This is a genomic window from Cellulosimicrobium sp. G4 BAM 1002, from assembly GCF_057126935.1.
In genome coordinates this window covers 1,001,342-1,020,362 of the sequence record NZ_CP182109.1, presented here as the reverse complement: position 1 = coordinate 1,020,362, position 19,021 = coordinate 1,001,342, and the positions used below count along the sequence as shown (strand labels likewise).

Here is a 19,021-nt window from a genome sequence, read left to right as displayed (position 1 = left end):
GACCTGAGGGAGAACGATGGCAAGCGTGAGCACACGGCGAGGCGGGGTGACGATCGCCGACGTCGCGGCCGCCGCGGGCGTCTCCCGGGCGACGGTGTCGCGCGTCATGAACGGCCGCGCGTCGGTCGACCCGGACATCAGCGAGCGCGTCCGCCGGGCGGCGGCGGACCTCAGCTACCGTCCCAGCAACGTGGCCCGGAGCCTCTCGCTCGGACGGACGAACACGGTCGCCCTGGTCGTCCCCGACCTCGGCAACCCCGTGTTCCAGCAGATCCTGCGCGGCGTGACGACGGCGGCCGCACCGTCCGGCTACCGCGTGCTCGTCGCGGACACCGCCGAGGACCCGACCGAGGAGGCCGCCATCGCGCTCGAGGCGCGCCTGCGCTGCGACGCCCTCGTGCTCGTCTCGCCCCGGATGCCCGACGCGGAGCTGGCCCTCCTGGTCCCCGACGTCTCCCCCGTCGTCCTCGTCAACCGCGAGGTGACGCACGGACCCGACGTCCCGGCCGTCCCGTCGCTCGTGGTCGACTACGCCGAGGCCGCCGCGCAGGTCCTCGAGCACCTGCTCTCGCTCGGGCACCGGCGGGTCGCCTACCTCGCCGGCCCGCCCGGCAGCGCGTCCGACGCGCTCCGCCGCGCCGGGCTGCGCCGCGTGCTCGACCGCACGCCCGACCTCGAGCTCGTCGAGCTGCCGGCCGGCCCGGACATCGCCGCCGGCCACGCCGCCGTCGACGAGGTGCTCACCGCCCGGCCCACCGCCGTCGTCGCCTTCAACGACCTCGTGGCGTTCGGGCTGCTCGCCGGGCTCAACGAGGCCGGCGTCGCGGTGCCGAAGGACATGTCCGTCGTCGGCTTCGACGACATCGACCTCGCCCGCTTCGCGACCCCGGCGCTCACGACCGTGGCCGTCCCCCAGTCCGAGCTCGGACGCCACGCCTGGAAGGAGCTGTCCGCCCTGATCGAGGACACCGCGCCCGCGTCCCGCACGACCCGCTTCGAGCCGCGGCTCGAGGTGCGCGCGACCTCCGGGCCCGTCCCCCGGCAGGTCGCGCGCGCCCGCGCCACCACGCTGGTCGAGGCCGTCGTCGAGCCCGTCGCCGCGCCGGGCCCGCCCACGACCCACGACGTCCGCTGGGTTCCCGACGGCGACGCCGTCGTCCTGCGCTGCGGCGACCTGCGCCTCGCGCGCTACCTGCAGGGCGACCGGGTCCCGGCCGTGCACGCCCCGCGCTCGTACCTGCACCCCGTGCACACCCTCGCGGGCGTGCCGCTCACGGACGCCGGCCCCGTCGACCACCGCCACCACTACGGCGCCTCGATGGCCGTCGCCGACGTCAACGGGACGTCGTACTGGGGCGGGCGCACGTTCGTCGCCGACGTCGGCCCGACGCTCCTGCCGAACCACGGGCGCCAGGTGAGCCACGCGCTCGCCGTCGACCCGGTCGAGCAGCACCTGCTGCACGACGGCGTCCGCTGGCACGACGAGCAGGGCGTCCCCCAGCTCGAGGAGGACCGGCTGCTCGACGCGTGGGTGCTCGACGACGAGGCGTGGGTCCTGGACTGGCGCTCGACCCTGCGCGCGGAGCGCGGCGCGCTCGTCATCGGCTCGCCCGCGACCAACGGGCGCCCCGGCGCCGGCTACGGCGGGTTCTTCTGGCGGCTGCGCACGGCCACGTCGACCGAGGTGCTCAGCGCGCACGGGCGTGGCGAGGAGAGCGCTCACGGCAGCACGTCGCCGTGGGTCGCGTTCGTCCAGGAGCAGCCCACGCACACCACGACGCTGCTGCTCGTCCAGCAGGGCGAGCGCGTGCCGTGGTTCCTCCGCGCGGCGGAGTACCCGGGTGCCGGGCCGGCCCTCGCGTGGGACGCGCCGCGGACGATCCCCGCGGGCGGCACGCTCGAGACCGGCGCCCGCGCCGTCCTCGTCGACCGCGGCCTCGACCTCGACGAGGCCGCGGCGCTCGCGGAACGCGTCCGGTGAGCGGGGCACCGGTGCCCGTCGCCGTCGTGGGCGTGCACGGGCACGGCGGCTCCCACCTCCGCACGATCGCCACGCTCGCCGAGCGCGGGCTCGTGCGGCTCAGCGCCGTCGTCGACCCGCGTCGTCCCGACGACGCAGCCGCACCCTGGTACCCGAGCCTCGGCGACCTCCTCTCCGACGACGACCCGCGGGTCCGGCCCGAGGTCGTCGTGATCTGCACACCCATCCCGACGCACCTCCCGCTCGCGCGCGCCGCGATGGAGGCCGGGATCGACGTCCTGCTCGAGAAGCCGACCGCGGCGTCGCTCGCGGAGCACCTCGCGCTCGTCGAGGTCGCCGAGCGCACGGGCCGCCGCTGCCAGGTCGGGTTCCAGACGTTCGGGTCGCACGCGGTCGACGCCGTGGTCGAGCTCGTCGCCGACGGCGAGATCGGCGACCTGGTCGGGATCGGCGCCGTCGGCACGTGGGTGCGCACGACGGGCTACTGGCAGCGCGCCCCGTGGGCGGGCCGCCGCCGGCTCGACGGCCGCGACGTCGTCGACGGAGTCGTGACGAACCCGCTCGCGCACGCCGTCGCGACGGCGCTGCGCATCGGCGGGGCGCGCACTGCGCAGGACGTGGCCCACGTCGTCACCGACCTGTGGCGCGCCAACCCCATCGAGTCGGACGACACGTCGTCGCTGCGCGTCGTCGCGCGCGACGGCCTGCCCTACGGGTTCGGCCTGACGCTCTGCGCTCCCGAGCGCACGCCGGCGCGCGTCCTCGTGCTGGGGACCGAGGGCGAGATCGGGCTCGAGTACGAGCACGACCGCGTGCTCGTCCGGACGCCGCGCGCGCACGTCGAGAAGACGTACGGGCGGACCGGCCTGCTGGAGGACCTGCTCGCCGCGCGCCGCGACCCGCAGCGCCGCCTCGCGTGCGACGTCCGGGACACCGGCGCGTTCATGCGCGTCATGGAGGCCGTCAGGACGGCCGCCGACCCTCGCCCGATCGACCCGTCCGCGGTGACGTGGACGGGCGAGGGCGACGACCGCCGTCCCGTGGTGGACCACGTCGTGCGCTGGTGCGAGGAGGCCGCCCGCACCGCACGCACCTTCAGCGAGCTCGGGGCCCCCTGGGCGCGCTGACCGGCACGAGGCGGGTGAGCTGCGTGACGTGCGCCGGGGTCAGCTCCTCCAGGCTGGCGACCTGCAGCAGCTTCATGGTGCGGACGAGCTGGTCCGCCAGGATCTGCACCGCGCGGTCCACGCCGGCACGACCACCGGCCATGAGGCCGTAGAGGTAGGCGCGTCCGACCAGGGTGAACCGCGCGCCGAGGGCGACGGAGGCGACGACGTCCGCCCCGTTCATGATGCCGGTGTCGATCCCCACCTCGAGGTCCGTCCCGACCTCGCGCACGACGTCGGGCAGCAGCCGGAACGGCACGGGGGCCCGGTCGAGCTGGCGGCCGCCGTGGTTGGACAGCACGATGCCGTCGACGCCGAGGTCGGCCAGCCGGCGCGAGTCCTCGACGCTCTGGACGCCCTTGACGACGAGCTTCCCGGGCCACAGGCGGCGGATCTCGTCGAGGTCGGAGAAGCTGATCGTCGGGTCCATCGCGGAGTCCAGCAGTTCGCCCACCGTCCCTCCCGTGGACGACAGCGACGCGAACTCGAGGGTCGGCGTCGTGAGGAAGTCGAACCACCACCACGGTCGTGGAAGCGCGTCGAGGATCGTGGCGGCCGTCAGCTGGGGCGGGATGGAGAACCCGTTGCGCTTGTCGCGCAGCCGGGCGCCGGCGACGGGGGTGTCGACGGTGAAGAACAGCGTGTCGAACCCCGCCGCGGCGGCGCGCTCGACGAGGCCGTAGGAGACCTCACGCTTCTTCATGACGTAGAGCTGGAACCAGTTGCGGCCGGTCGGGTTCGCCGCGCGCACGTCCTCGATGGACGTGGTGCCCAGCGTGGAGAGCGTGAAGGGGATCCCGGCTGCGCCCGCGGCGCCGGCCCCCGCGATCTCGCCTGCGGTGTGCATGAGGCGGGTGAAGCCGGTGGGAGCGATGGCGAAGGGCAGCGCGCTGTGGCCGCCCAGGACCGTCGCGGAGGTGTCGACCTTGGAGACGTCTCGAAGGATCGACGGGTGCAGCTCGATGTCACGGAACGCCTGGCGCGCACGAGCGAGCGAGATCTCTGCCTCTGCGGCGCCGTCGGTGTAGTCGAACGCTGCGCGAGGAGTGCGTCGCTTCGCGATCGTGCGCAGATCTTCGATGGTGAGCGCGCGGTCCAGGCGCCGTCGACGGGCGTCGAGCTCGGGCTTCTTGAGCTGGACGAGCTGCAGGAGCTCTGCCGGGCGCGGCATCTGGCGACGGGTCATGCGGTTCTCCGGGGCTCGTAACGTGTGGGGGGAAAGGCGCGCGCGACGAGGGAGCGCAGGTCCTCCAGCGTGTCGTCCACGGCGCCGGCGGCTCGTGCCTGGACCAGGATGTTGCCGATCGCGGTGGCCTCTACCGGTCCCGCCAGCACCGGTAGGCCCGCGCGGTCGGCGGTCGCTTGGCACAGCAAGGCGTTCTGTGACCCTCCGCCGACGACGTGGATCGCCCTGATCGAGCGAGACGCCAGGAGCGACGCCTCGTGCGCCGTCCGGGCGAAGGCCTCGGCGAGGCTCTCGATGATGCTGCGCACGAGAGCCGCCCGCGAGGACGGACCCTCCACACCATGTCGGGCGAACCACTCGCTGATCCGGGACGGCATGTCTCCCGGCGGGAGGAAGCAGGGGTCGTCGACGTCGAAGACGGGGTGCGGGCCCGGCACGGCTGCGGCGTCGCGGAGCAGCTCGGGCAACGACGCGACACTCTCCGGGGTGCGCTCCCAGGTGCGGATCGTCTCGGTCAGCACCCACAGGCCCATGACGTTGCGCAGGAAGCGGTACCGGTCGTCCACACCGCCTTCGTTCGTGAAGCCCTGCAGACGGGCTTCCTCCGACAGGATCGGGCGGTCCAGCTCGAGCCCGACGAGTCCCCAGGTGCCGCACGACACGAAGGCGACGTCACGCTCGGTCGTCGGCAGCGCCACCACCGCGGACGCGGTGTCGTGCGAGCCGACGGTGGTGACCGCGATCGGGCGCCCGACGACGGACAACGGGTTCCCTGTGAGCTCACCCACCCGGGTTCCTGGGTCCACCAGGTGTGGCAGCAGCTCCGCGGGCAGATCGAGCTGTCCCGCGAGCTGGGTGTCCCACTCGCGGGTGTGCACGCCGAGCAGCCCGGTCGTGGACGCGTTGGTGCGTTCCGCGACGACCTCGCCGGTCAGCCAGTACGTCAGCAGGTCCGGCACGAGCAGCATCGTGTCGGCGACGTCGAGCAGTCCCTCTTCAGCCGCGAGCTGGAACAGGGTGTTGAAGGGCAGGTGCTGCAGCCCGTTGCGGTGGTAGAGGTCCGGCGCGCCGACCCGTCGATGGACCGACGTGACGCCCCGGGCGGTGCGCTCGTCGCGGTAGTGGTAGGGCAGACCGAGGACCTGCCCCCTGCGCAGCAACGCATAGTCCACGGCCCACGAGTCGATGCCCAGGCTCTCCACCTTGCCCGGGAGCTCGCGCTCCGCGCGCGCCAGGCCCACCAGGATCTGACGGTAGAGCTCGAGCATGTTCCAGTGCAGCCCGTCAGGGGTCCGGACCGGGTCGTTGGGGAACCGTGCGACCTGATGAAGGTCGAGACTCTCCGGCCCTACCCGGCCGACGATGACGCGCCCGCTGGTCGCCCCGAGGTCGACCGCCACGACGTGGACGGGACGACGGGTCATCGCAGGAACGCGGCAGCGACACCCGAGTCGACGGGCACGTGCAGGCCTGTGGTCTGGGCGAGGTCGGGCCCGGTGAGCGCGAGGACCGCGGCGGCGACGTGCTCGGGGAGCACCTCGCGCTTGAGCAGCGTGCGCTGGGCGTAGAACGCCCCGAGGTCCTGCTCGTCGACGCCGTACACCGCTGCGCGCTGCGCGCCCCAGCCTGCGGCGAAGATGCCGGAGCCGCGCACGACGCCGTCGGGGTTGATGCCGTTGACGCGGATCTGGTGCTCGCCGAGCTCGGCCGCGAGCAGGCGGACCTGGTGAGCCTGGTCGGCCTTGGTCGCGGAGTAGGCGACGTTGTTCGGGCCGGCGAAGACGGCGTTCTTGGAGGCGATGTAGACGATGTCGCCGCCCATGCCCTGGGCGATCATGGCGCGGGCCGCCTCGCGGGACACGAGGAACGAGCCCTTGGCCATGACGTCGTGCTGAAGGTCCCAGTCGGCCTCGGTGGTCTCGAGGAGCGGCTTGGAGATCGACAGGCCGGCGTTGTTGACGACGAGATCGACCCCGCCGAAGGCGAGGGCTGCCGCGTCGACCATCGCGGCGACGTCGGCCGCGGAGGTGACGTCGCCGCCGACGGCGACGGCGACGTCCGGACCGCCGAGCGCGTCGGCGACCTCGCGCGCGCCGTCGAGGTTGCGGTCCGCGACGACGACGCACGCGCCCTCGGCCGCGAGCCGCTCGGCGATGGCCTTGCCGATGCCCGACCCGCCGCCGGTGACGAGCGCGACGCGCGTCGAGAGGGTCTTCGGCTGCGGCATCCGCTGGAGCTTGGCTTCCTCGAGCGCCCAGTACTCGATGCGGAACTTCTCCGACTCCTCGATGGGCGCGTAGGTGCTGATCGCCTCGGCGCCGCGCATGACGTTGATCGCGTTGACGTAGAACTCCGCCGCGACGCGCGCGGTCTGCTTGTTCTTCCCGAACGAGAACATGCCGACCCCGGGGACGAGCACGATCGCCGGGTCGGCCCCGCGGATCGCCGGGCTGTCCGGCGTCGCGTGCCGGTCGTAGTACGCGCGGTAGGCCTGGTGGTAGGCGGCGTGGGCCACGCGCAGCGCGGCGACCGTGTCCTCGACGGACGCGTCGGCGGGCACGTCGACGACGAGCGGGCTGACCTTGGTGCGCAGGAAGTGGTCCGGGCACGACGTGCCGAGCGCGGCCAACGGGGCCAGCTTCTCGCGGGCGAGGAGGTCGAGCACGACGTCGGAGTCGGTGAAGTGCCCGACCTGCGGCGCGTCGGTCGAGGCGAGCCCACGGATCGTCGGCGCGAGCGCGGCGGCCTTGGCGCGCCGCTCCTCTTCGCCCAGCGCCTCGTATCCCGGGCGCACCGCGCCGAACGGGTGCTCGCCTCGGTCGGCGAGCTGCGCCGTCCGGCGGGCAATGAACTCCTCCGCGCGGCGGACGATGTCGAGGGAGCGCCGCTCGGCCTCGTCCGACGTCTCGCCCCACGCGGTGATGCCGTGCCCGCCGAGCACGCACCCGACCGCCTGCGGGTTCGCGTCCTTGATGGCAGCGATGTCCAGCCCGAGCTGGAAGCCCGGGCGCCGCCACGGCACCCAGACGACCTCGTCGCCGAAGACCTCGCGCGTCAGAGCCTCGCCGTCCGCAGCGGTCGCGAGCGCGATGCCCGCGTCGGGGTGCAGGTGGTCGACGTGCGCGGCGTCGACCAGGCCGTGCATCGCGGTGTCGATCGACGGCGCCGCACCGCCCTTGCCGTGCAGGCAGTAGTCGAACGCCGCGACCATCTCGTCCTCGCGGTCCACGCCCGGGTAGACGCCGACGAGCGCGCGCAGACGGTCGAGGCGCAGGACCGCGAGGTTCTTCTCGGTGAGCGTGCCGAGGTCACCGCCCGAGCCCTTGACCCACAGCAGCTCGACGGGCTCACCCGTGACCGGGTCGGTCTCGGTGCCCTTGGCGGACGTGTTGCCGCCCGCGTAGTTCGTCACGCGAGGGTCTGCGCCCAGGCGGTTCGAACGCGCGACCAGGTCAGCGACGGCCTGGGTGCCGGTGTGGACGGTGGTCGAGGTACTCATGAGTCGGTCTCCGGGGTGCTGAGGACGGGCGTGGGGCGGCGGGTGCTGCTTGCGGCGAGGGGCGTCAGGCGCCCCATCCGGCCTGTACGCCGCCGACGCGCTCGGCGACGATGGTCTGGGTGTAGCCCGAGGCAGCGAACGCCGTCATCGGGTCGGGCGCCAGGCCCTGCTCGGCGCGCAGCTCTGCGAGCAGGGGCCGGACGTCGGTGTTGTAGGCGTCCATGAGGACGCCGTTCGCAGCAAGGACGTCACCGGAGACCTGGGCGGCGCGGAGCGCCTCGGCGTCGACCAGCAGCGCCTTGGCGGTCGCTTCTTGGACGTTCATCACGGAGCGGATCTGCCCCGGGATCTTCGCCTCGACGTTGTGGCACTGATCGAGCATGAAGTTCACGCCGGAGTCAGGGGCGAGCGCTCCGGACTGGAAGATCTCGTGCATGATCCGGAAGAGTTGGAACGGGTCGGCCGCGCCGGCCATGAGGTCGTCATCGGCGTAGAAGCGTGAGTTGAAGTCGAACGCGCCCAGGCGCCCCTGCCGCAGCAGCTGCATGACGATGAACTCGATGTTGGTGCCCGGCGCGTGGTGGCCGGTGTCCAGGACGACCTTGGCCCGGTCTCCCAGCGCGAGGCAGTGCAGCAGCGACGTGCCCCAGTCCGGGATGTCCGTGGCGTAGAACGCCGGCTCGAAGAACTTGTACTCCAGCACGAGCACGTTCTCCGGGTGCGCGGCGGTGAGCTCGGCGTAGATCTCGGCCAGCGACTCGGCGAGGCGGTCCTGACGAGCGCGCAGCGAGTCCTGGCCCGGGTAGTTGATGCCGTCCGGCAGCCACAGCTTGAGCTCACGTGAGCCGGTGGCCGCCATCACCTCGATGCACTGCAGGTGGTGGTCCACCGCCTTCTTGCGCACCACAGGATCAGGGTGCGTCAGGGAGCCGAGCTTGTAGTCGTCGTCCTGGAACAGGTTGGAGTTGATCATGCCGATGACCACGCCCTGGTCGGCTGCGTGCTGTGACAGGTCGGCGTAGTCGTCCACGAGGTCCCACGGGATGTGCAGCGACACGCGCGGCGCGATGCCGGTGTACCGGTGCACCTGAGCGGCGTCCGCGATCTTCTCGTACGGGTCGCGCGGGGTGCCGGGCGTGGTGAACACCTTGAAGCGGGTGCCGGAGTTGCCGAAGGCCCACGAGGGAAGCTCGATCGTCTGCTCGCGCAGCGCGGCCTGTGCCGACTGCGTGCGGGGGGTGATGGTCATCGGTCGTCCCTTTCAGAAGTCTGCTCGCGACGGTCTGCTGTCCGACGGACACGTTCCAGCAGCTCGGCGCTCAGCGCGTTCCCGGCGTCGCCGAACAGCCGGTGGACCGGCATGTCGCCGATCATGGTCAGCACGGTGGTGTCGGTGATGAAGCCCGTGGTGCGTCCGCTCGGATCGACCTCGGCGATCTGGTCCAGCAGCAGTGGTCCGTAGACGTCGTGCTGGACCCATTCGCGCAGTGTCGAACCCTGGGTGAGCGGCACGAGGGGGTTGTCGGCGCGGCGCGAGACCTCCACGGCGCAGCGCAGGTCGCGGGACGACGAGCCGACGGTGATCGAGCAGTCGCCTCCGGGGGTGACCCAGCCGTTGGTGTCTACGCTCCAGGTCCGAAAGCTCGGCGCGTCCACGGTGAACCGGACGAGCTGCGATGTTCCCGGCTCGACGGTCACGGCACCGAAGCCGACGAGCACTCGCACCGCAGCGTGCTGGCCCGAACCAGACCGCTCGAGGTAGGCCTGCCAGATCTCCGTCCCGGCTCGCTCTCCGGAGTTGGTCAGGAGGAAGCTCAGGTGAACCGGGCCGTCGCCGGCCGCGTCGCTCGTGTCGCTCGAGGTGCTCATCTCGAGGGCCGAGTACTCGAAGGTCGTGTAGCTCAGGCCGTGGCCGAAGGGGTAGGCCACATCCTTTCCCGCTCGGTCGTACCAGCGGTATCCGACCAGCACGCCCTCGGCGTGCAGGGCTCGGCCGTCCGTCGCGGGGAACCCGGGCCAGGCGGGGCTGTCCTCGATCGCCAGCGGGATCGTCTCGGTCAGCTTGCCGGCCGGGTTCACCTCCCCGACAAGGATGTCGGCGATCGCGCCCGCGCCGTGCCCGCCCGGCAGCCAGGTGTGCAGGACCGCGGCGACGTTCGCCTCCCAGGGGGAGGTCTGGACGACACCCCCGGCGTTCAGGACGACGACCGTGGGACGACCGGTGCGGCCCACCTCTTCGATCAGTCGCACCTGCGCCTGCGGCAGCGCGATCGAAGCTCTGTCGTAGCCCTCGGAATCCGTCCCCGCCGGTGGGCCGGCGAACACGACCACCGCGTCGGCGTCGCTCACCTGCGCGAGGGAGTTCTCGAGGTCGCGCAACGTCGAGCCGTCGTCGTCGTACGCCGCGTCGAACCGGACCTCACCGCTCCAGGAGGCACGCAGGGCATCCAGCGGTGTCTCGCCGGAGGACTCACCACCGACGTGTGCGCTGCCGCCGCCCTCGCGACGAGGAGCGCGAGCCAGCTCCCCGAGCACGAGGAGAGTCCCCGTCCCGGGAAGGGGCAGCACCTGATCCTCGTTGCGCAGGAGGACCACCGACCGCTCCGCCACCCGTCGCGCGAGATCCTCGTGCGCGTCACGGTCGACCGCACGAGCGGGCAGTCCCGACCATGCACGAGCCGTCTTCGTGACCCGCTCGGCCGCCCGGAAGACCGTGCTCGCCTCGAGCTTGCCGGAATCGACGGCGTCGAGGATCGCTTCCCGTGCGGAGTCAGCAGGTCCGGGCATCTGGATGTCCAGCCCCGCCGCGACCGCGAGGACAGGGTCGTCCACGGCGCCCCAGTCGGAGACCACGACGCCGGTGAAGCCCCACTCCTCGCGAAGGACCTGCGTCAGAAGGTGCGGGTTCTGCGCCGCGTACTGCCCGTTGATCCGGTTGTAGGACGCCATGACCATCGCCGGCCGCGCGGTGCGCACGATGTGCTCGAACGCCGGGAGGTAGATCTCGCGCAGCGCCCGCTCGCTGACCTCCGCGCTGACACGCATGCGGTCGGTCTCCTGGCTGTTGACCGCGAAGTGCTTGACGCAGGCGCCGACGCCCTCGCCCTGCACGCCGCGGACGAACGCGGCGCCTACCCTGCCGGCGAGGAAGGGGTCCTCGGCGTAGTACTCGAAGTTGCGACCACCCAGCGGCGAGCGCTTGATGTTCACCGAGGGCCCGAGAAGGATGTCGGCCCCCGCGGCCCGCGCTTCGGCGCCGACTGCGGCACCGACCTCCTCGAGGAGCTCGGTGTCCCAGGTGGCAGCCAGCGCCGACGGGCAGGGAAAGCTCGTGGCGGGGACCTTGCCTGTGAAGTCAGGCAGGTTCATCGCCAACCCGCTGGGTCCGTCGGACATGACCAGGCGCGGCACGTCCGCGGTGCTGCGCGTGCTCGCCATGTCGGCACCGACGAGGAGCTGGGTCGCCTCGAAGAGCTGGTCACGGAGGGTCGAGGTGGACATGTCAGGCCGCTCCCGCTTCCATCAGTGCGCGGTCGTCGGGGTTGTGGATGTTCCACAGGCGCGGCCGGGGCGGGTCCTCGTCAGCGGCGCTCCACCGGCACTCGTATTCCCAGACGCCGGGGCCGACCTCGATCACCGGGCTCCCGTCTGGCAGGCGGACCGTCCCACGGGTACCCGGTGGCAGCTCGACCGACAGGCGGAAGACGTCGCCGTCGCGGCGCCAGCTGCTGCGGACGAAGCCCTGGGGCGAGAGATGCGCAGCCGACGCGTGCGTCAGGCCACCACCGGGACGCGGAGCGAACTCGACCGAGCGGTACCCGGGAGCCGACGGTGCCAGCCCGGCGACGACGCGGTGCAGGTAGTCGACGACCGCACCGAGCGCGTAGTGGTTGAACGACGTCATCTCACCGGGATTGACGCTGCCGTCCGGCAGCATGCTGTCCCACCGCTCCCACACGGTCGTGGCCCCCATGGTGACGGGGTAGAGCCACGACGGGCACCGCGTCTGGAGCAGGAGGTGGTACGCGGTGTCGACCGACCCGGTCCGCGCCAACGCGTCGCACACGAGCGGTGTACCGACGAACCCGGTGCTGATCACGTGGTCGCTCTCGCGGACGAGCTCGGCCAGGCGCTGACCCGCTACCTGGATCTGCGCTGCGTCAGCGAGCAGGTCGAAGCAGATCGCGACGGACAGGGCCGTGACGGTGTCGCTGACGACCCGTCCGGACGGGGAGACGAAGGTCGTCTGGAACGCCAGTCGTGCCTGGGCCGCGACGGCGGCGTAGTGCTGCGTCTTCTCGCGGTCTCCCAGCACCTCGAACGTCCGGGCGAGCAGGTGCGCGCTGCGGGCGTGGTACGCGGTTGCCACGAGGTGAGGGTCGGTCTTGGACTCCCCCGGCTTGTCCGGCGGTGCGGCGGGGTCGAGCCAGTCTCCGAGCTGGAAGCTCGTGTCCCACAAGCCCGTGCCACCGGTGGCCCTGTCGACCTGGTCGACCCAGGCCGCCATGCTCCCGGCATGGTCACGCAGGATCTGCTCGTCCCCGGTGCGCTCGTACAGCGTCCAGGGGACGATGACGGCGGCGTCGCCCCATGCTGCGGCGGGGTCGGCCGGGAACCCGCACTCCAGCCACGGGTGGAAGTTGCGCATCGTCCCCTGCGCGGACTGCTCTGCCTTGACGTCTCGCAGCCAGCTCAGGAGCACGCCCGTGCTGTCGTACAGGAACGAGGCCGCAGGAGCGAACACCTGGATGTCGCCCGTCCAGCCGAGCCGCTCGTCGCGCTGCGGGCAGTCGGTGGGCAGGTCGACGAAGTTGTCGCGCATGCTCCACACGACGTTCTCGTGGAACCGGTCGAGCAGCTCGTGCGACGACTGGAACCACCCGGTCCGGCGCATCGGCGAGTGCACGACGAGAGCCTTGACCGTCTCGAGGCTCTGGCCCTCGGGCCAGCCCTCGATCTCGACGTACCGGAAGCCGTGCACGGTGAAGCGTGGCGTCCAGGTCTCCGTGCCGTTCCCGGCGAAGACGTACTCGTCGACGGAGGTCGCGGAGCGCAGCGGGCGCGTGGCCAGCTCGTCGTCCTCGAGGACCTCGGCGTGGTGCACGCGCAGGACGTGACCGCGCGGTGCCGTCGTGCTGAACCGCACCTTCCCGGAGATGTTCTGGCCGAAGTCGAGCCTCACGCGTCCGTCGGCGCGGTGCTCCACCGAGACCGGGCGAAGCGACTCGACGACCTCGACCGAGGGCCCGGGCGGCGCCTCGACGATGTGGGTGAAGACCGAGCGCGGCAGGACGACCGGGACGTCCCAGGCGCTGTCGTCGAAGCCCACGCGGGACCATCCCGGCTGCTCCAGCCGCGCGTCGTACGTCTCGCCCTCGTAGAGCCCCGCCGCGACGACGGGCGCGGGCGCCGTCCGCCATTCCACCGGGACGCGTTCCAGGGTGCCGTCGACGTGCCGGACCTCGAGCTGCGCCAGGACGGCGACGTCCGCCCCGTAGACGTCCCACAGGCCGCCGTTGAACCCGATCCGGCCGCGGTACCACCCGTCGGCGAGCCAGACGCCGAGGACGTTCTCCCCCGTCGAGGTGACCCCGCCGAGATCGAGGGTCTGGTAGCGCAGCCTGTGCGCGTAGCTGCTCCACCCGGGCGCGAGCTCGGCGTCGCTCGCACGGCTGCCGTTCACCTCGAGGTCGTAGACCCCGTGCGCGGTGACGTAGGCGCGCACACGGTCCGCCGTGGCCGGGACGCTGAAGGTGGCGCGCAGGAGCCAACCCGGTCGAGCCTCGCCGCTCGGCGCCGAGACCGACGGCGAGACGAAGTGCTCGACCCAGTCCTGCGTGCCGATCCCGGCCTCGATCGTCAGGGGGTCGGACCACGCGGTCGTGCTGCCGTCGGTGAGAGTCGCACGAACCCGGACCGTCGCTCGTTCGCGCGGCTCCAGCGCCTCCGTCGGCCAGAGCACCAGGGCGACGTCCGCCGAGTCCACGCGGACCGCTGCGCGGTCGCGCGTGTCTCGCTCGACGTCGATCTCGTACCCGCTCTGCTCGACGCCGGGTGCACACCCCTCGAGGCGCCAGCTCAGGCGCGGGGCGAGCTCCCCGATCCCCAGCGCGTCACCACGGTGCTCGGCACGCAGGTCGACGACGGTCGTGCCCATCAGCCCTTCACCGATCCCGCGGTGAGGCCCTTCATGACCCGCTGGTTGAGGAACAGGTAGATCGCCAGGGTGCCGAACACGTTGAGGCAGATCGCCGCGAAGGTCGGGCCGTAGTCGACCTGGCCGAACTGGCCGCGGAAGTTGAGGAGGCCGACCTGGATGGTGCGCAGCTCGTCACGGTTGGTGAAGGTGAGTGCGATGAGCAGGTCGTTCCAGATGAAGAAGAACTGCACGAGCGCCACGGTGAAGATCGCGTTGCGCACGAGCGGCAGGCCGACCGAGAAGAACATCCGCAGCACGTTCGCACCGTCGAGGGTCGCAGCCTCGAAGATCTCGCGCGGCACGCTGCGGAAGAAGGTCGCCATCATGAACACCGTGAGGGGAAGGCCGATCGTGGTGTAGGTGATGATGAGCGGCCAGAGCGAGCCCGTGAGCCCGATCTCGAAGTAGATGGTGAACAGCGGCAGCAGGATCATCTGGCCAGGGATCATGATCCCGGCCAGGAACAGCAGGAGCGTGGTCGAGCGCCCCTTCCACACCATGACCTCGAGGGCGAAGCCGGCGGCGACGCCGAGCAGGATCGTCAGGGCGAGAGAAGGGATCACGGCGACGATGCTGTTGCGCGCGTACGTGCCGAGGTTGCCGTCGGTGATCGCCGTCACGTAGTTGTCGAGGTTCGCCCAGTTCTCGGGCAGGGCGAACGTCGGGTTGTTGAGGAACTCCGGCTGCGACTTCAGCGAGCCGAGGACGAGCCACACCAACGGGTAGACAACGATCACGAGCACGAGAGCGGTGACGAGGCCGGTCCAGACGGAGTGCCAGACGCGTCGTGCGGGCCGACGGCGCCGCGGCGCACGCGTCGGCGCGGACGGGGCGGTGGTGGGAGCGAGGGTGGTGGTCATGGTTCAGGCCTTCGTCAGGTCGCGGCGGCTCGAGCGGAAGATGAAGAGGGTCACGACGAGGCACAGCATCGTCAGCAGCAGCGCGAGCGAGCTGCCGTACCCGTACTCGCCGTAGCTGAACGAGGTCTGGTACATGTACAGCGTCAGCGGCGTCGTCTGGCTGCCTGGCCCTCCGTTGGTCAGCGCGAGGACGGAGTCGAAGACCTTGAGCGTGCCGTTGATCGAGAAGATCACCGACGAGAGCAGCACCGGCAGCGAGAGCGGGAGCACGATGTGCCGCACGAGACGGAAGCCCGACGCGCCGTCGAGACGCGCGGACTCGAGCGTCTCCTCGGGGATGTCCACGAGGCCGGCGTAGAGCAGCACGGCGTAGAACCCCATCGAACGCCACGCCTCCATGAGGATGATCACCCAGAAGGCGCTCGAGCCGCTGGCGAACCAGTCGACGGCGCCGATGCCGACTGCCTCCAGCAGGGCGTTCACCGGTCCGGTGCGCGGGGCGGACTCGAAGAGCTGCTGGAACATCAGCGCCACCGCGACCGTCGGCAGCACGACCGGGAAGAAGACCAGCGTTCGCACGATGCCTGAGGACCGTCGCAGGACGAAGACGTACAGCAGGGAGAGCAGGTACCCGACGGCGACCTGCACGACGGTCAGGACGAGCGCGAACCGGACGGTGAACCACAGCGCGTCACGCACGGCGGGGTCGGTGGCCAGCCGCGTGAAGTTCTCGGTACCGACGAAGGTGAACCCGCTGATCGCGTTGCCCTCGAAGAACGTGTAGCCGAGCGACCAGACAACCGGCACGAGCAGGATCAGGGTGTACAGGACGAGCGCGGGCCCGAGGAGCAGGGCGATCGCACGCCGATCACCGAGTACGTGACGCATGGAGTTCTCTCCGTCTCAAGGGATCCGCATCGTCGAGGGACCCCGGGTGGTGAAGGGCACTGCGGGGCGTGGCCGGATCGTCCGGCGCACGCCCCGCTGAGGGATCAGCCGAGGTCGGCCTGGACGGCCGCCATGAAGTCCTCGGGGGTCATCTGCCCGGTCACGAGGAGCTGTGCGTTGGCCGTCGCGGTCGTCGTGGCCTTCGGGTTGAACAGGGCCTCGAACCACAGGACGGTCGTGTCCGCCGCGGCGATCTGGTCCTGCACGGTGCCGGTGAGCGGCTCCACCTCGACGGACTCGTCCGCCGCGAAGCCGGTGATGACGCCCTGCTCACCGAGGGACTGGGTGCCGAAGCCGTCCGCGATGCAGCCGAGCCACTCCTTCGCGCCGTCGTCGTACGCGTTCTTCGACATCGCGAGCGGCACACCGATGTTGGCGGCGAGCTGCGTCGAGTCGCCCGCGCCCCCATCGACGTTCGGGAACGGGACGAAGCCGATGTTGTCCGCCCCCACCATGTTCTGGGCCGAGTCGTTGAAGTTCGCCAGCGCCCAGCTGCCCATGTAGTACATCGCGGCCTTGCCGGTGAGGAACTCGTTCATCGCGGTGGTGTAGTCGATCGACCCCACGGAGGGACCGAAGGCGCCGGCCGCTCCGAGCTCGGCGACCTTGGCCGCACCCTCGACGTACTCCGGGTCGGTGAGCTCCGCCTCACCGTCGGCGACCTTCTGCAGCGCGTCGGGGCCCACCGTGCGGTAGATGTAGTTGCCGACGAGGCGCGTCAGGGGCCAGCCGTCCTTGCCGGCAGCCGCCATCGGGGTGACGCCGGCCGCCGCGAACTGCTCCGTCGCGGTGACGAGCTCGTCCCACGTCGTGGGGATGTTGACCCCGTTCTCCTCGAACAGGGCCGTGTTGTACCAGATGCCCTCGACGTTGAACTCGGACGGCAGGACGTACACCTCGCCGTCGTACAGCGCCTCGATCGTCGAGCGTGCCGCCGGGATGATCGCGTCGGACTTGCCCATCGCCTCGAGCTCGGCGTCGATGTCGACGAGCTGACCGGCGTCGTGGACGTCCTTGATGACCTGGGGCGAGTTGCCGGTCGCGAAGAGCGTGGGCAGCGCGTCCTGCCCTGCCAGCAGCTGGAGCTGCTGGTCGAAGCTTGCCTGCGGCTGCGTCGTGACGGACAGTGCGGCCGTCTCCTCCGGCGCGGCGCACTGGTCCTCGCTCAGCGCGGTCAGCGTGTCCTGGACCGCCGTGTTCTCCGCCAGCGAGAGGTACTCGAACTTCCCGCTGGACTCGCCGCCCTGTTCGCCGCCGTCGCCGGACGAGCATGCCGCCGCGATCAGCGCGATCGACAGCGTCGATGCCGTGAGCAGCGCCGCGCGCCGCTGTCCCTGAGTGATCATCACTTCCTCCTCGAAGTTGTCCGCCACGCCTTTGAAGCGCTTCAAGCGGTGAGGCTAGAGTGCGGACGCTCCGTCTGGCAAGCAGCGATGCGCCCCTGGGAGTCAAGGTTTGGACACGCACCCTTGCGACGTGGGGGTATTCGGACGGCGGATGAAGCGGATCAATTGCGGCTATGCTGCCAGGGCAGCGACGAGGAGGTTCACCACCAGATGAACGGCGAGAAGAACCGGGCGCGCCCGTCGATCGGGGACGTGGCCGCGCTGGCCGGCGTGTCCCTCGGCACGGTGTCAAACGTGCTCAACCACCCGAGCCGCGTGTCCGCGGCGACGGCCGACAAGGTCGTCCGGGCCATGGCCATGCTCGACTACGTGCCGGACGGCAACGCCCGGTCGCTCGCCGCCGGATCGAGCCGGACGATCGGGATCGTCCTCCCCGACCTGAGCAACTCCCTGTTCGTCGACGTCGCGCGCGGGGCCGAGGGCGCGGCGGAGGCCGCCGACCACACGCTCATGATCGCCAACAGCGACACACGGCTCGAGCGGGAGTCCCGGTACCTGCGGACCTTCACCCAGGCCCGCGCCGCGGGGATCCTCCTCACGCTGAACGACGGGGAGCACTACGCGGCCGTCGCCGGGGAGACCCCCCGCTCGGCACCCACGGTGATGCTCAACCTCGCCGTTCCGCCCGCGCGCTCGTGCAGCGTGTCGGTCGACAACGAGCTCGGTGGCTGGATCGCCACGAACCACCTGGCCGACACGGGTCGCCGCCGACTGGTCTTCGTCGGCGGGCCGGCGACGCTGGAGCCCGTCCGGGACCGCGCCCGGGGGTTCGAGCGCGCGGCGCGCGAGCGCGACGTCGAGGGCGTGCGCACGATCAACCCGTCCGGCGTGAACCGCGCTGACGGGTGGGAGGTCGGCAGCGCTCTCGTCGCCGACGTGCGGTCAGGCCTCGTCGACGGCGTGTTCGCGGCGACCGACCTCCTCGCCGCCGGCATCGTCCAGGCGCTCACGAACGCCGACGTCTCCGTGCCGGGCGACGTCGCCGTCGTGGGCTACGACAACAACCAGGCCGCGTGGGACAGCCCGATCCCCATTACGACCGTCGCCCAGCCGGGCGAAGAGATGGGTCGGGTCGGGACCGAGCTCGTGCTCGAGGAAGCGCGCGGGCGCACCGAGCACCAGCACCGCGGCGTGGTGCTCGAGCCCACGCTCGTCGTGCGCGCGAGCACGAGCCCGGCCTGGACCACGAAGGTCGTCGGCTCAGCCTGAGCCCGTCCCGGGCCGCATGCCCTCGGAGCCACCACCTCGCGCGATGAGCGGGAGACGTTCTCGGACCCGCGCCGGCAGGTCCTCCCGCCGAGCTCCGTTGTCGAGGTCGACCGCTGCCAGCCACACCTCCCGTGCTCGCAGCCACGGGGTGCGCGACACCTTCTCGTCGCCGGACTCCGGGACCGCGACCACCAGCTCCCAGCGTTCGGACGGAAGGTCTCGCCACTCGACGTTCAGATGAACTACGGCGTGTGCGTGCAGGTTGCGCAGCGCGCTGGGTGGCAGCGTGGCGCCGAAGTCCACCGTGTCGGGTCCGTACGCCACCTCCGGATCCGAGCGCGCGCCGGTGCGTGCGAGCTCGATGGCACCGGCCAGCTCCCGGGCGTGGTAGCCCACGTGCGCGACGACGTGCGCTCTGCTCCAGCCGGGCACGCGAGACGGGCAATACAGGTCGGCGTCGGAGAGCTCGTTGAGCTTGCGGGAGAAGTAGGCGGTGCCGCGCCGCGCCAGCAGGAGATCGGATCTGATGCCGGGGTCGGTGACGAGGTCGGTACGTGCGACCATCGC

Annotated in this window: 13 protein-coding genes; 3 read left to right on the top strand and 10 right to left on the bottom strand. The window is 71.5% G+C overall.

All coding sequences use genetic code 11. The annotated features are described in order from the left end of the window. Positions 1 to 16 precede the first annotated feature (16 nt). Both ACMXGY_RS04705 and ACMXGY_RS04700 read left to right on the top strand, forming a co-directional pair. The gene (locus tag ACMXGY_RS04705) at positions 17 to 1,981 is read left to right on the top strand and encodes a DUF6807 family protein (protein WP_483775728.1); all 1,965 of its coding nucleotides are present in this window, start codon (positions 17 to 19) and stop codon (positions 1,979 to 1,981) included. Further along, entirely contained in the window at positions 1,978 to 3,108 is a 1,131-nt protein-coding gene (locus ACMXGY_RS04700) for a Gfo/Idh/MocA family protein (RefSeq protein ID WP_483775727.1), read from the top strand. The genes ACMXGY_RS04705 and ACMXGY_RS04700 overlap by 4 nt, the downstream gene beginning before the upstream one ends. On the opposite strand, the gene ACMXGY_RS04695 is transcribed toward ACMXGY_RS04700, so the two are convergent. From ACMXGY_RS04695 to ACMXGY_RS04655, 9 genes are all read right to left on the bottom strand, one after another. Next, entirely contained in the window at positions 3,077 to 4,333 is a 1,257-nt protein-coding gene (locus tag ACMXGY_RS04695; protein ID WP_483775726.1) for an alpha-hydroxy acid oxidase, read from the bottom strand. The genes ACMXGY_RS04700 and ACMXGY_RS04695 overlap by 32 nt on opposite strands. Then, positions 4,330 to 5,757 (bottom strand): rhamnulokinase, encoded by a 1,428-nt coding sequence (locus ACMXGY_RS04690; protein WP_483775725.1) that lies wholly within the window; start codon positions 5,755 to 5,757, stop codon positions 4,330 to 4,332. The genes ACMXGY_RS04695 and ACMXGY_RS04690 overlap by 4 nt, the downstream gene beginning before the upstream one ends. Continuing rightward, positions 5,754 to 7,832: a bifunctional aldolase/short-chain dehydrogenase gene (locus ACMXGY_RS04685; RefSeq protein WP_483775724.1), complete on the bottom strand. Its 2,079-nt coding sequence runs from the start codon at positions 7,830 to 7,832 to the stop codon at positions 5,754 to 5,756. Before ACMXGY_RS04685 ends, ACMXGY_RS04690 begins: the two co-directional genes overlap by 4 nt. 64 nt (positions 7,833 to 7,896) lie before the next feature. Beyond that, positions 7,897 to 9,081, bottom strand: a complete 1,185-nt coding sequence (gene rhaI, locus ACMXGY_RS04680) for an L-rhamnose isomerase (protein WP_483775723.1) — start codon at positions 9,079 to 9,081, stop codon at positions 7,897 to 7,899. Then, entirely contained in the window at positions 9,078 to 11,333 is a 2,256-nt protein-coding gene (locus ACMXGY_RS04675) for a glycoside hydrolase family 3 C-terminal domain-containing protein (protein ID WP_483775722.1), read from the bottom strand. Before ACMXGY_RS04675 ends, rhaI begins: the two co-directional genes overlap by 4 nt. A gap of 1 nt (position 11,334) precedes the next feature. Next, positions 11,335 to 13,989 (bottom strand): family 78 glycoside hydrolase catalytic domain, encoded by a 2,655-nt coding sequence (locus ACMXGY_RS04670; protein WP_483775721.1) that lies wholly within the window; start codon positions 13,987 to 13,989, stop codon positions 11,335 to 11,337. Then, positions 13,989 to 14,891 carry a carbohydrate ABC transporter permease gene (locus ACMXGY_RS04665; RefSeq protein WP_483775720.1) on the bottom strand — a complete coding sequence of 301 codons (903 nt, stop codon included), beginning with the start codon at positions 14,889 to 14,891 and terminating at the stop codon, positions 13,989 to 13,991. Before ACMXGY_RS04665 ends, ACMXGY_RS04670 begins: the two co-directional genes overlap by 1 nt. Positions 14,892 to 14,894: 3 nt before the next feature. Then, positions 14,895 to 15,779 carry a carbohydrate ABC transporter permease gene (locus ACMXGY_RS04660; RefSeq protein WP_483775719.1) on the bottom strand — a complete coding sequence of 295 codons (885 nt, stop codon included), beginning with the start codon at positions 15,777 to 15,779 and terminating at the stop codon, positions 14,895 to 14,897. 104 nt (positions 15,780 to 15,883) lie between these two features. Then, positions 15,884 to 17,230 carry an ABC transporter substrate-binding protein gene (locus ACMXGY_RS04655; RefSeq protein ID WP_483775718.1) on the bottom strand — a complete coding sequence of 449 codons (1,347 nt, stop codon included), beginning with the start codon at positions 17,228 to 17,230 and terminating at the stop codon, positions 15,884 to 15,886. A gap of 165 nt (positions 17,231 to 17,395) precedes the next feature. Between ACMXGY_RS04655 and ACMXGY_RS04650 the strand changes: the two genes are divergently transcribed. Further along, positions 17,396 to 18,454 carry a LacI family DNA-binding transcriptional regulator gene (locus ACMXGY_RS04650; protein ID WP_483775717.1) on the top strand — a complete coding sequence of 353 codons (1,059 nt, stop codon included), beginning with the start codon at positions 17,396 to 17,398 and terminating at the stop codon, positions 18,452 to 18,454. Here ACMXGY_RS04650 and ACMXGY_RS04645 read toward each other — a convergent pair. Next, positions 18,446 to 19,018: a maleylpyruvate isomerase N-terminal domain-containing protein gene (locus ACMXGY_RS04645; RefSeq protein ID WP_483775716.1), complete on the bottom strand. Its 573-nt coding sequence runs from the start codon at positions 19,016 to 19,018 to the stop codon at positions 18,446 to 18,448. The two genes, ACMXGY_RS04650 and ACMXGY_RS04645, sit on opposite strands and share 9 nt — an antisense overlap. Positions 19,019 to 19,021 lie beyond the last annotated feature (3 nt).